Annotated in this window: 6 protein-coding genes and 1 pseudogene; 2 read left to right on the top strand and 5 right to left on the bottom strand. The window is 35.7% G+C overall.

Going from position 1 to position 15374, the window contains the following annotated elements:
• From C6368_RS16480 to C6368_RS16465, 5 genes and pseudogenes are all read right to left on the bottom strand, one after another.
• The coding region (locus C6368_RS16480) for an HYR domain-containing protein (protein WP_159038651.1) at positions 1–727 on the bottom strand (727 nt) is incomplete at its 3' end.
• 33 nt (positions 728–760) lie between these two features.
• Positions 761–817: pseudogene (locus tag C6368_RS17685) on the bottom strand (hypothetical protein); the annotation flags it as partial.
• Between the two features lie 53 nt (positions 818–870).
• The gene (locus tag C6368_RS16475) at positions 871–4599 is read right to left on the bottom strand and encodes an HYR domain-containing protein (protein ID WP_449374863.1); all 3729 of its coding nucleotides are present in this window, start codon (positions 4597–4599) and stop codon (positions 871–873) included.
• A gap of 1160 nt (positions 4600–5759) precedes the next feature.
• Positions 5760–12575 (bottom strand): Ig-like domain-containing protein, encoded by a 6816-nt coding sequence (locus tag C6368_RS16470; protein WP_107040325.1) that lies wholly within the window; start codon positions 12573–12575, stop codon positions 5760–5762.
• Between the two features lie 981 nt (positions 12576–13556).
• Positions 13557–13952, bottom strand: coding sequence for an energy transducer TonB (locus C6368_RS16465; protein WP_107040324.1), 396 nt, complete (start codon positions 13950–13952; stop codon positions 13557–13559).
• A 163-nt stretch (positions 13953–14115) separates the two neighbouring features.
• Between C6368_RS16465 and C6368_RS16460 the strand changes: the two genes are divergently transcribed.
• A complete protein-coding gene (locus tag C6368_RS16460; RefSeq protein ID WP_107040323.1) occupies positions 14116–14583 on the top strand; it encodes a GNAT family N-acetyltransferase in 468 nt (155 codons plus the stop codon).
• Positions 14584–14668: 85 nt separating this feature from the next.
• A complete protein-coding gene (locus C6368_RS16455) occupies positions 14669–15019 on the top strand; it encodes a DoxX family protein (RefSeq protein WP_107040322.1) in 351 nt (116 codons plus the stop codon).
• Positions 15020–15374: the final 355 nt, after the last annotated feature.

Here is a 15374-nt window from a genome sequence, read left to right as displayed (position 1 = left end):
TTGACACACCATCCCCATCACAATCCAATAAAGGATTTGATAAACAATCACTAAGAATTGTGATTTCGAATGAACAAGTAACACTATTTCCTGCCCCATCTGTTGCTGTATAAGTAACTGTAGTCGTTCCTGTGGAGAATACATCACCTGGATTATGGCTACTTGTTAATGATACGGAACAGTTATCTGTTGCTGTCGGTGCTATCCAAGTTACTACTGCAGTACTTACTCCTGGATCACTTACTTGAGTAATGTTTGCTGGACAGCCTGAAATCACAGGATCTTGATTATCGGTAACTGCAATATCCCACATACAAGTTGTTGTATTGAAAGTTGCAGTTTCATGACATGCTGTTGTTGGCTCTACCGGTTGCGTACCTGTTACATCCCATACACATGTTGTTGTGTTGAACGTTGCTGTTTCATAACAAGCTAATGTTGGTTGTGCTGGTGGCAAGATTACAACATCGAAAGTACAAATTGCTGTATTTCCATCAACATCTGTTGCAGTATAAGTAACAGTTGTTGTTCCAATTGGGAAAGCATCTCCTGGGTTATGCGTACTTGTTAAAGTTACACCAGGTGTATTATCTGTTGCTGTTGGAGCTGTCCATGTTACAGTTTGTGAACAATTTCCTGCAGTTATAGTTTCTGTTATGTCAGTTGGACAATTTACAATCACAGGATCTTCATCATCTGAAACTGTTACATCAAAAGTACAAGTCACTACGTTTCCTACTCCATCTGTTGCTGTATAAGTAACAGTTGTTGTTCCAGATGGGAATACATCACCAGGATTATGGCTACTCGTTAATGTTACTGAACAGTTATCAGTAGCTGTTGGAGCTGTCCATGTTACTACAGCTGTACTTAATCCAANTTATCTGTTGCTGTCGGTGCTATCCATGTTACTACAGCTGTATTTACTCCAGGATCATTCACCTGTGTAATGTTTGCAGGACAACCCGCGATCACAGGATCTTGATTATCTGTAACTGTAATATCCCAAGTACATGTCGTTGTATTGAAAGTTGCTGTTTCATGACATGCTGTTGTTGGTTCTGCCGGTTGTGTTCCTGTTACATCCCAAACACATGTTGTAGTATTGAACGTTGCCGTTTCGTAACATGCTAATGTTGGTTGTGCTGGTTGTGTTCCAGTAACATCCCAAACACATGTTGTTGTATTAAACGTTGCTGTTTCGTAACATGCTAATGTTGGTTGTGCTGGTGGCAAGATTACAACATCGAAAGTACAAATTGCTGTATTTCCATCAACATCTGTTGCAGTATAAGTAACAGTTGTTGTTCCAATTGGGAAAGCATCTCCTGGGTTATGCGTACTTGTTAAAGTTACACCAGGTGTATTATCTGTTGCTGTTGGAGCTGTCCATGTTACAGTTTGTGAACAATTTCCTGCAGTTATAGTTTCTGTTATGTCAGTTGGACAATTTACAATCACAGGATCTTCATCATCTGAAACTGTTACATCAAAAGTACAAGTCACTACGTTTCCTGCTCCATCTGTTGCTGTATAAGTAACAGTTGTTGTTCCAGATGGGAATACATCTCCTGGATTATGACTACTAGTTAAGGTTACTGAACAGTTGTCTGTTGCTGTTGGTGCTGTCCATGTTACAACCGCTGTACTTACTCCGGCATCATTTACTTGAGTAATATTAGCTGGACAACCTACAATCACAGGATCTTGGTTATCTGTAACTGTAATATCCCAAGTACATGTCGTTGTATTGAAAGTTGCTGTTTCATGACATGCTGTTGTTGGTTCTACCGGTTGTGTTCCAGTTACATCCCATACACATGTTGCTGTATTAAACGTTGCCGTTTCGTAACATGCTAATGTTGGTTGTACTGGTTGTGCTCCAGTTACATCCCAAGAACAAGTTGTTGTATTAAACGTTGCTGTTTCATAACATGCTAATGTTGGTTTTACGGGTTGTGTTCCAGTTACATCCCATACACATGTTGTTGTGTTGAACGTTGCTGTTTCATAACATGCTAATGTTGGTTGTGCTGGTTGTGTTCCAGTAACATCCCAAACACACGTTGTAGTATTAAACGTTGCTGTTTCATAACAAGCTAATGTTGGTTGTGCTGGTGGCAAGATTACAACATCGAAAGTACAAATTGCTGTATTTCCATCAACATCTGTTGCAGTATAAGTAACAGTTGTTGTTCCAATTGGGAAAGCATCTCCTGGGTTATGCGTACTTGTTAAAGTTACACCAGGTGTATTATCTGTTGCTGTTGGAGCTGTCCATGTTACAGTTTGTGAACAATTTCCTGCAGTTATAGTTTCTGTTATGTCAGTTGGACAATTTACAATCACAGGATCTTCATCATCTGAAACTGTTACATCAAAAGTACAAGTCACTACGTTTCCTGCTCCATCTGTTGCTGTATAAGTAACAGTTGTTGTTCCAGATGGGAATACATCACCCGGATTATGGCTACTCGTTAATGTTACTGAACAGTTATCAGTAGCTGTTGGAGCTGTCCATGTTACTACAGCTGTACTTAATCCAAGATCATTCACCTGTGTAATGTTTGCAGGACAACCCGCAATCACAGGATCTTGATTATCTGTAACTGTAATATCCCAAGTACATGTCGTTGTATTGAAAGTTGCTGTTTCATGACATGCTGTTGTTGGTTCTACCGGTTGTGTTCCAGTTACATCCCATACACATGTTGCTGTATTAAATGTTGCTGTTTCGTAACAAGCTAAAGTTGGTTGTACTGGTTGTGCTCCAGTTACATCCCAAACACATGTTGTTGTGTTGAACGTTGCCGTTTCATAACATGCTAATGTTGGTTGTGCTGGTTGCGTACCTGTTACATCCCAAACACATGTTGTTGTATTAAACGTTGCCGTTTCATAACATGCTAATGTTGGTTGTGCTGGTTGCGTACCTGTTACATCCCATACACATGTTGTAGTATTGAACGTTGCCGTTTCGTAACATGCTAATGTTGGTTGTGGAACAGTAATTTGAAGATCTCCATCATATGTGAAACTTGCAGATGTTGATGAACATCCTACGGTTCCATTATTTGCTGTAATTGTATAATCCGTTCCTGTTGTTCCTCCAGTAATAATCCCACCTGAGCCTACTGTTAAACCTGATGGTGTCGAAGTGTAAGTAAGAGCATTATCATAGTTCGTTACTTTGTTACTTGCATCTTCTGTACAATCTTCAGATGTTACTGTTACCACTGGTGTTAAAGGAGCAACACACGGAGTTGTTATCGTGGCGTCATCTTCATTGTTATTTGGGTTCGAGTCATACTGGTCGCTGTCTGTAATGGTAGCCGTGTTTTTGTATTCCTCTAATGCACCCGTAGGTGCGTCAACGGTAACATCAAAAGTCAGGACAAGTGGTGTAATTGTATTAACATTAAAACCTGTCCAGCTTATTGTATTGCCACTTAGTACACCACTATTACTTATATTGGTAATATTACTATAACCAGCTGGAACCACATCTTCTATATTTACATTAGTGGCATCATCTCCACCAAGATTTGTTACTGTCAATGTGAAGGTTACTATATCATTCACAGCTGGTGTTGTGTTGCTTACAGTTTTGTCCATAGACAAATCTGCAACATCACAGTTTTCTGCACCACCATTAAAGCAGAAGTTATGAAATTCGAAACCTCCTAATTGATTTACGTTTCCAGATAAGATTGCTTGACCATTCAATTGACCACCAGAAAGGGTAGCCGATGTAGTAAAAGGAGCAAGAACACTTCCGAAAATTGCATAAGAACTAAAATTAAATGTTGTAGCATCATAAAAATTCCATAAGGTCTTTTCTATAAACCCTAATGCTGCACCTGAGTAAGGCGAAGCTGGCGCTGTACCTTCAATTGAAATACTCCCACCAGTAAAAGAAACTGTACCTGAATTGGAAGGATAAAGAATTATTATAGATTCGGCATTTCCTATATTAATAAAGTTGAAACTAGGGAAGCTCGGTAAAGTAAACGTAGATAAATCGAAATATACCACAGATGCACTATTGTTAGCATCCAAATCAAAACTTCCTCCACCATAATCAGTTATCGTACCTGCAACTGCTCCTTGACAAGAATTACTAATATTTGAAGGATTATTGTCAGTACTTAAATTTTCAAATAAAGATTTTGCCCCTGACCAATTTATATCTGGCGAAATATTTCTATACACACCTGAAGCCGACCCTATACCGATAAACCCAGGCAAGTTTGCTCCAACATTGTTGTTGAATAAAATATTTCCTCTTACACCACCCGTTGTGTAATCCATATTACCACCAACAATAAGATTGTCCCAACCCATTGGGGCATTTAGACCTCCAGTAGATGATGGTGCTCCTCCCCCCACAGTGTAGGTTCCAGGTGCAACAGTTAAATCACCTTCTATAGCCAATCGACCTTCAGTATCACCTGTTCCATCCGAACTAAAATTTCCAAAAACGACTGCATTAAAGCTTCCGTTGTGAGGGCCAGCTAAAGAAAAATCTCCAAGAATCCCATCCTCATTAGTTGTATTTAAAAAGCTACCGGCGTATCCCTGCTCTATTAGATCGAACATATTTCCACTACATGCCCGTTCTTGCAAACAACTTGCATCTGATGAGCCATCATCAGCCGTAATAAAATCAGAACCTCCTCCGCTTATATTAACAAAATCCGCCAATGTTGCAGAAGTGGTAACGTCACGAATCTGAATATTTTGGGTGATAGCCACAGAATTTATTTCTATATAAACACCATTGTTAAACGGCCCACCAATTACAGATGAAGTAGTTGTATTATATACCTCCCATTGTCCAGAAGGAGCTCCAACTGCAGTAGCATATAATGTAGTGGCATCGTTGTTCTCACATACCTGAGCTATTTGGGCTTCAAATAATACTGGGTCCGGTAATTGTATATCATCATCGAATGTGAAACTTAGTGATGTTGCTGAACAAGTTGTTCCAGAGTTACTGGCCGTGATTGTATAATCTACTCCATCTGTTCCGCCTGTAACAACTCCTCCTGGTCCTACTGTCAGACCTGCAGGGTTTGATGTATAAGTTAGTCCAGCATCATAATTTGTTACTGTAACTAAAGCTGCAGAACTAATAGTTGCTGCACTTACTGATACTATTGGTGTATTTGGATTAATACACCCGTCGGTAAAAGTAAAAACAGCTGTATTTCCTTGAGCATTTGTATTACCTCCTGTAGCACTAATATTCGCATTAAAACCATTATACTTTTGTGCCGATGTTGAATTTTGAGTTACTGTAATTGGAAAGTTTGCTGTTAACCCAGTAAAACCTGGAATAACGCCATTCTGAGTGAAAATTAAATTATTAGTAGCAACATCATAAGATGGTGTAAAGTAATTTAAAATAGTACCCGTTACTCCATTAATATCTGCTCCAGTAAGTTCAATATACTGTAAACCTACGATTATTCTCACGTTGGCGATTCCTGGGAATGATTCAGCAGGTACAGGCAGACCAGAACTTTCTCCGAAAGTGAAAGTAGCAATTCCAGTACCATTATTCTCAAAAAGATCCAAGGGAGCGGGAGATATGGATGAAGAAGGTAAAGACACGGATTGTGCGCTTACGGTAAAAACCGAAAACAACAATGCCAATAAGAATATACTTTTTTTCATAATGAAATACTTTTATTATTTTATTAAAAATTTAATTGAACAATCCTTTTTAATATGAATACTTAAAGGAGTTGTTGTGCCTAATTGTTATTATATTGAATATAATCTATGTCATCATTATTAATCGTATTAGTTTCACCACCGGACAAGTACTTAATTGTAACTTTAAGTGGGAAAAATCCTTCTGAATTTGACGCTGGATTATAGGTTGCGTTTATTCCAATAAATTCCCCAGAATTCTTTTGAAATATGGTATTGTTTCCAACATATGTGAATTTGTATAAAGCAGGGTTCGTATCATCAAATACCCAATCAGAATTATTAACAGGCATACCCTGGAAAGTAGTGAGCATATTATTGAATGAAATATTTAATAATGGGTTCTTAAGAATTATTAATTCTACATTAGAAACTCCATTAGAATTTACATTCAAATATTCTCCTATAAGCACTCTAAAGTCAATAACACCTGTTCCTCCAATAATATTCAAATTACTAGTGAAAATAGTCGGCTTAAAATCTGGAATAGTTGGAGGATTACCCACAAGTACATGAATGGTTCCACTTGCACATGCCATTGGTGTTCCGTCATCACACACTTCGTAAGGAATATTTACAGTACCTCCTATATAGGAAGCATTTGGTGTAAATGTCCAGTCTCCTGCAGCGTCAATTGTGAAAGAACCTTCTGTTAAAGTTATGGTTTGAGCGGTAGCCACCTGTGAGTCATTTTCTGGATCTACATCATTAGCCAATGCATTACCATTTACCACTGTGTTATACGGTGTACTAGCATAATCATCGATAGCTATTGTTCTGTTTTTAATTCTTGTATCTATTGGAAATACTTCCACCGTTACCGTTGCAGATCCACATAAATTACTTGGTGTCTCACACAATTCATAAGTAAAAGTATCAGTACCAGTAAATCCTGTATTTGGTGTATAAACAACATTTCCGTTTACATCAACAGTTGTTGTTCCATTTGTTGGTATTCCAACAACAGTGGGTGTGCCTAGTACACCTCCAGTATTTCCAGGGCCATCATTAATTACAACATTAATAGTTACCGGGTTTCCTGCTATGACTACTGCCATATCTGGGTTTACAATTGGCGGGTTAGTTGAAATTGTTGGATCTGTAATTGTTAGCGTTAAAGTGGTCACATCACAATCTGGTGATACAAGCCCTGGTGCACAAACATCTATTTCAAATTCATAAACACCTGCCACATCTGTCACGAAAGTATAGGTACCATCAGTATTCAATACTGGCAAATTCGTATTTGGATTACTACCATTTGCAACAGGGTTACTGTAAGTTGTACCATTTGGGATAGAATCATTTGTACTTACATCACCAGTAATTGTATCATTTAACATTCCAACATTAAAGTCATGATTGATGGTCATCTCTGGATTTTCTACAACAACATGGATGGTTGCATTTGAACATGCAATTGGAGTTCCATCATCACATACTTCATACGAAATATTTACAGTTCCTCCTAAATAAGTTGCATTTGGTGTAAATGTCCAGTCCCCTGCAGCGTCAATTTCAAATGTACCTTCTGGTAATACTACTGTTTCAGGTGTAGCTGATTGTGAATTCCCTTCCGGATCCGTATCATTTGAAATAGCATTTCCACTAGCTGCTGTGTTGTATGCAGTGCTTGTATAATCATCGTTTGCAATTGTAGTGTTGTCAGAACCTGCTGGCAAAACGGTTATAGTAACTGTTGCCGTTGCACATAAGTTACCTGGTGTTTCACAGACTTCGTATGTTAAAGTATCTGCACCAACGAACCCTGTATTTGGGGTATAAACTACGTTTCCATTTCCATCAATTGTGGTTGTTCCATTTGAAGGAGCACCCACAACTGTCGGATTACCTAATGTTCCTCCTAAATTTCCAGGACCATCATTACTCAACACATTAACTGTTAATGGAGTGCCTTCTATAACTGTAGCAATATCTGGGTTAACTATTGGAGGGTTACTTGAAAGCGTTGGATTTGTCACTGTGATGGTTAAAGTTGTTTGGTTACAATTTGGTGATGTAACTCCAGGTAAACAAGCATCAGCTAAAAACTCATATACACCTACTGTATCAGTAATGAAGGTATAAGTTCCATCAGAATTCAGAACAGGCAAATCAGTTGAAGGATTACTTCCATTATCCACTATACTTCCATAAGTTGTTCCTGCTGGTGCCGAATCATTTGTACTTAAATCTCCACTGATGGAATCATTCAATATCCCAACATTAAAATCATTGTTAAATGGAGAAGAACATATACCTGTAGCGCTTATGTTGATATACTGACCATAAACTTCTATTGAATTTATCACTCCAACTAAGGAGCCAACAGTTAATCGTACCTCATTAAAAGGAAGTGATGAAGGGAAAGCAAATGCATAAGCTCCATTTGGGTCTGGGTTGATATTTAATATACCCAGAACATTTAATGAAAGTAATCCTGATCCACCTGAATAACTTTCTTGTTGAACTCCATCAAGATAAGTTGAAACGGTCATAGAATTTAATAAATCTAATTCTAGAATTGAACCTAAATCTCTAATCACAAATCCTGCAACAGTTCCTGCTGGGTAAGTATTAAGTATATTTTGAACAGAAACAGAAGCTGTTCCTGCAACTCCGGCAAGTACATTAATTGAAGCAAAATCTGTAGGACTTTGAGATATGACATTCTGTGAATTATCAACCTCACATCCAACACATGCAACACCCTCAACCCCTGTTAGAGCATTATTAATAATTACAGGATATGTTGGATTACTTACAACGAAGTCTTCACTACATTCAATAGGACCATCACAGAATCTTTGAAGAATTAAACCATAAACTTTTGTACTACCAAGATCAACTGTTACCGAACCTGAAACTGTTAATTGAACTTCATCAAAAGCACTCGAAGTAACAAAACCTACACGGGTAGTCTCGGAACCTGTCAGAAGTCCTGAACCAACTCCTAATAATGCCGAGGCATTTGAAACATTTTCAACTTGAATACCATTGAGGTAGGTCGTAATAGAAATTTGACCCAATAAATCCACTCCAAGTGTTGAAACTGTTTCCAGGTCAAAACCAACAAAAGTTCCAGAAGGATATGAAGACAATTCATCTTTTACACTAATCGAAGCCGAACCACCTAATAAACCAGCCAAAAAGTTAATTTCCGCATAAGTCAATGGATCTGAATCAACCATATGGGTTGGATTTGTTACTGTAGCTACAGAAATCCCTGAAGTTCCTGTACGTTCTGCAACAATTCTAGCAGGGAATGTTGGTTTAGCTAGATAAGTTGGTGTATTGCAAAATTGTGGATCTTGAAAATCCGGTCCTTCACAGAAACTATTTGTTACTGCATAGAATATATTTGTAGCTCCAGTAAGGTCTAAACCAACTGTACTACCAAGTGAAATCTCGATGGCATCAAAATCTAGCGTTGTATAAAAACCAACATTAAACTGCCCTGAACCTAATAATGTAGTTGAAACACCCAATAGGGAGCTTGAAGAACTAGTTTCTTGTAAAACCCCATTCAAATAAGTTCTTATTGTTGTAACAGATAATAAGTCAAGGCTAACAAGTGAGTTATTAGAAATGACAAAACCTGCATAACTTCCTCCTTTAAAGAATTCACCAGGTGTTAAATCGGATACTCTCACCGTATGAGTAGCAGCAAGAGAAAGTCCTAAAGAAGCAGATCCGAAATCTGTTTGATCTGTATTAATAATGTTATTTGAATTATATATCCCACAGCCTAATAGCCCGAGACAAACGCCACTCGTGCTAGTTAGCACTGTTAAATCATTAAAATTTTCTGATGTAATAGGAACAAAATTATCAGTATTACATGGTATAGTTATTTGCAATCCATTTTCGATTTCAATAGAATCAGTGACTTCACAACCTCCTAAGTCTGTTACAGTAACAACATAATTACCCGGACTCAATCCTGTAATAGTAGGTGTAGTTTCACCACCAGGTGACCATAAATAAGAATACGTTGAAGAACCACTTGATATACTAGCTGTTGCCGTACCATTATCATTACTACTAACATTTGTATTTGTTCCGGTTACAGAAATAGCAAAAGGAGAAGACTCAGTTATAATTACACTATCCTGAATTGTACAAGTATTGGCATCAGTAACGGTAATGTAATATTTGCCTGCCGTTAGACCTGATTGATCTTCAGCTGATGAATTTAAACCACTTCCGTTACTTGTTGTCCAATTATAAGTGTAATTAGGTTGACCTCCAGAAACAGTTAAATCAATAGAACCAGTATTTCCACCTAAACATGTAACATTTACTTGAGTACTGTTCAAGCTAAGATTAGAAGTAGGAGACAGTACTTCAATATTAGCACTTGAAGATGAAACACATGATCCATCATTCACTGTATAAGTATAAGTTCCTACTGGCAAAGTCACCAATCCTGTTGATGAAATATTTGCTGAAGGAATTGAAGGACTAAATACATAAGTATGCGAAGCATCAAAGTTTGTTAATTGAAGGCTCCCAGTTGCTATCGCACAAGTTGGCTGAGTAATCAAACCTAAGACTGGAATATTAGAACAAGGAACTGGACATGCATCGAAAATACCTCCAGTGGCATTCCTTGTATCTACAAATGCACCATATACTTTAATTTCAGAATTTGCTAAAATTCCTCCAAGGTCAGCTCCTAATAATTTTTCAACTGTTATTTTGATTCCATGATAAGTTTGTGAAGTTTCAAAACCAATATTAGTAAACCCTGTACCAGTAGTTCCAGAGAAAGTACCACCTAACAAACCTAATCCTAGCAAATCAGTACCAGATTTACTTTCGAGAACCGAACCATTGGCATCTAAAGTTGATATGGTAATTGCGTCAAAAAGATCTATCGATAAAATTGAAGATTCGTATTCAATATTAAAACCAGCCGTTGATCCAGGAGGAAATGAGTTTGTGGCATCTCTTACCGCAATGCTTGCTGAACCTATGACTCCTACTGCTAAATCTAAAACAGCATAATCATTTTGATTGGCAGTTAAAACATTATTTACGTTTTCAACATTACAATCTACACAAGCCAATCCACTAATTCCGGTTTGTGAAAAATCTATATAGGCAGAAAAATCTGGTGAACTTAAACTGTAGGATGAATTACAAGCCAAAGTTATTGGACACATTTTCTTTATTACACTACCATATATTTTAATAGAACCTAAATTTGCATTAACCGTTGAATTAAATTTAATTCTCACCTCATCAAATTCATCTGAAGTTACAAAACCAATTGTTTGAGAAATTGAACCTGACAATAAAGGTGCATTAACTAATGAACTTGTTCCAGTAACAGATTCTCCCGTTGCCACACCATTCAAATATGTAGAGATGGTAATGTTATTTAATAAATTAACATCTAGCAAACTTGCAGTTTCTATATCAAAACCAACAAAATGCGAAGAAGTATAACTATCCAAAACATCATATACACCTATTTCGAAAACACTTAGAGCGCTAACATTTAGGCCTAATTGGGCATAATCATCACCAATATTATCACCATCAACATCGATAGCACCAGGATTAATAATATTTTCTAACCCTAAAACTGAAGTCCCAGCTGCAATAAGGCCCGAAGAATTTGGAGTATGAACTTCGACTGGATAATCAGTGTTCGTCCAAGGCGTTTGTGTATTGCAATCTAAAACCCCACCAGTCGCTACATCATATGAACAGTATTTTTTGATAATTGGATAGTTGACTTGAAGCTCTCCTAATGAAACACTTGCCAGTTCGGCATTTGCTACAATACGAATTTCATTATAAGGCAAAGTGGTTACAAATCCTTTGTTTTGTGTTGCAGCGCCTAAAAGTGCAACATCTACAAGATTGGTTGAAGAAGTACTTATTTCTTGTTGTACATCATCCAAATAGGTAATGATCGTAATATTATCTAATAGACCTACGTTTGCAAGATCAGATAATGTAATATTAAACCCTGCGTAAGTGCCAGCAGGAAAAGGATCCAGAATACCATCCGAATCATCATACGCTAATTGTTTTTTAACTGATAAATATGAAGTTCCTAAAGCAGTCACACCAACAGTACCTGCGTTCAAAGTTGCATGATTCGTAGAATTCGCATCAATCACATTTTCAGGATTAAGAATAGAGCTACCTAAAACACTAATAGAAACTCCGGAAACACCTACATCATCAACTTCCAAAGCATAATTTGGAGCTATTACAGGTGTTTGAGCATTACAAGCTAAAGGCGCAACATTGTCACTATATACTTTAATAAAAGGATAGTATACTCTAAGACCTGATAATATTGAGGCTGAATATTCAATTCTTATTTTCCTAAAGGCCTGGCCTGTAACAAACCCAACATTTCGTATTTGCGCTAGGCTTAATAATTCTATTGATGAATTATCATTCCCAGGCTCATAGGTTTCTAACACGTTATCATTAGCATCTAATGTTTTAATAACAATATCGTCAAGACCTCCCAACAAACTAGTTACCGTTCCTAACAATGAAGACGTTCTTATTCTTGCTCCTGCAAAACTACCTGCAGGAATATCAATAGGAGAAGTGATGGTTAAAAAACTATTTACATTAGTTGAAGTGTAATTTGTTAAATCGGCATCAACCGCTCTTCCTTTATTACTAAACTCGTCATAGTAACCTCCAATGATAGACCAATCTTGACTACTACTCACACCTACACTTGTAAAATTAGTCCCATCATTCACTAATGGAACAATTTGATTTTTTGGTAAGGTTGATATGTTATTTTGTGCATTTACGCTTACAACGTTTACAATTAGCAATAACAATAACCAATTTTTTAGTACAATTCCTTTCATAAGCTTCTATATCAAAAAATTAAAAACACTTCAACTTAACTCTTCTTTTATAAAAAAAAAAATAAGCTGAACACAATATTCAACTGAAAAAATCTCACGTATTCACATTTACCCTTACTATACAAGGCAGGAAAGATGAACGATAAATATTATTATTTGAATTATGACTTAGATAGTCATTACAATTTGCTATTGATTGAGTCTGAAAAATTGAACTAGAAATAACATACCTTTGAGAATAAACATCAGCTTCACCTAACACTTGGAAAGGGACACATAATAATGTTAAAATAAAATCAAAAATTCTCATTAGGTCTCTAGTTAGTTCATAGTAATATCTTCTTATTTGACAACTTATAATTTACAATTTATCACAAAAAAAATCTACTGTAAAAAAATCAACAATAGCTCACAATAATATGTAAATCAAACCAAATGTAACAAAAATTACAAAACATACCATAAAGAAATCTATAAAAAAAATAAAATTAACATACAAGAATCTGCACTTCAATATTTTAGAAACATGACTTAAGTCATAAATTAATCTTGAATTAATATCAGAATCAATCACTTTGCACTATGAAAAATGACAAAAATCATTTTTTACGACAATTGAAAGCTACTGTTTTGTTGCACGAACAAGACCCATAATCTTTTGAATAGATTAGGTTAAAACTCAATTATTATTCAATGGAGAAATGATTGAATCAATTAGAAATATTAGAATATTAAATAATATATTCAGGCAATGTTGATTGTCTAAATTAAAGGAGCAATTGAGTCAGGTATTAATTGAGGTAATCAGTTCAGGGAAAAAAACTAATCGTATATCAAGCTACTTACTAAATTATTCCTTCCACAAAAAAATAAACAAGTTAGGAATGAAAAAAATAAATTGACAATCTGATTTGCTAATTTTGTGCAGTAGAGACGCCTTAGTTTTTCAAGTTAGCATCACCAGAATTAATTATATCAATATTATTCAAGAATATAATTTATTGGCATTCTTGCTCTCGCACGTACATATTTTCGTTTATAAATAGCAGGTGTCCAAGCCGGCATGATCGCAATAACTCTAATAGATTCTTCATCTATCTCATCCGAAACACCTCTCAGTACTTCTATATTAGTTAAACTACCATCTTTTTCAATTACGAATTGAACAAATACTCTACCTTGATCACCCAATTCCATTGAAATATCTGGATAATTAATATTACTTGAAAGGAATGTCCTCATTGCATCAACTCCTCCGGGATATTCAGCTTCAATATCAGGATAATCAACTATTTCATCACTCTTACTAAATTTAGTTGCACCACAAGAGGTCAATATAAAAGCAAAAGTTAAAAACAAGAATGGAATGAGTTTCATAGTTAGATTTATTTTTTGACAAATATAAAAAAAACGTTTGGAGTTGAATAACGGGAGTTTGAATAGAAGGATCAAATTATAGAAAATTCAAAATTAAATAAGTTTTCAGTAAATTCAGCTTAAAAAATTTATTAGCTTTATTAACTGAAAAAACATATAATTTATGCATGATATAAAACTCAGAATTGCAACTTTAGACGACCTTGAAGCACTAGAAGAATTTGAGCAAGGAGTGATTCAATATGAACGTACATTTGCTCCACAATTAAAAGCTGACCCTATTCATTATTATGCTATTGATGATCTTATAAAAAATGAAGATTCTTGTTTTGTTGTAGCTGAAGTTGACAATAAGTTAATTGCTTCTGGATATGCATCAATCGAGGAAGCTGAACCCACAAAAAAAGAACGCTTTCATGCCTATTTAGGATTTATGTATGTAATTCCAGAATTTAGAGGTAGAGGAGTAAATGGTCAAATTGTGGAATATCTGATTAAATGGTCAAAACAACATGACTTATCGGAAATTGTAATAGAACTTTATGCAGAAAATCAAAGTGCATTGCAAGCCTACAAAAAAATTGGATTTCATCCCGATTTATTGAAAATGAGGTTAAATACAGAGGAATAGTTTGCAAAAAGAAGGGGATTCTTATAAAAACGGCTATTTCAGAATGCTAAAGACTCTTTTTTATTAACTTACCTAAAAATATCAAATGGAGAATTTTTCACTTTACATCATGGCATCAATATATATTATTGCTGGAATTCTCCATTTCATTAAGCCAAAACCTTACGCCAGAATAATACCGAAATATATTCCATATCCGAAAATGATGGTATATATATCTGGTTTTTTCGAATTGATTTTCGGAATCGGATTACTGTTTGAAATAACAAGATCCTATGCAGCGATAGGACTTATCTTATTATTAATTGCTGTTTTCCCTGCTAACATTTATATGGCAAAGCGCATGTACCAAAAACAAAGCAAAAATGCATGGATTGCTTATTTGAGATTGCCGTTGCAATTTGTTTTGATTTATTGGGCTTTCCTATATATTTAAAAACTGAATGTCAGAGATTTACATCTTAAAAATGTATTTATTTCATCAGGAGCATTTCAGAATTCCTATTCAATTATTTTTGTTTTCACTGAGGTTCAGCGAGCAATTAAATTTAGGAAAATGACGAAAATGGAAGGAATTATTTGTTAACACTTCAGTTAAATCAATTCAGTTTTCTACAAATGGAAAAAAGTCCCGACGTTTCCGCCGAGACTATTAAATATTTATTTCGTGTTCTTAAGAAAACCAATGCTTAATCCTTTGACAAAAAAGCTTCAAAGGCAAGGATTGCTATTTAATAAATTGTCAGGAGTTTATTTTTATAAATGACTGTAATTTAAAACTAGCTTAAAGC

Origin of the sequence: Brumimicrobium mesophilum (assembly GCF_003025005.1) — a bacterium.
Lineage (GTDB): Bacteria > Bacteroidota > Bacteroidia > Flavobacteriales_D > Crocinitomicaceae > Brumimicrobium > Brumimicrobium mesophilum.
This window is presented reverse-complemented; position numbering and strand designations above follow the sequence as displayed.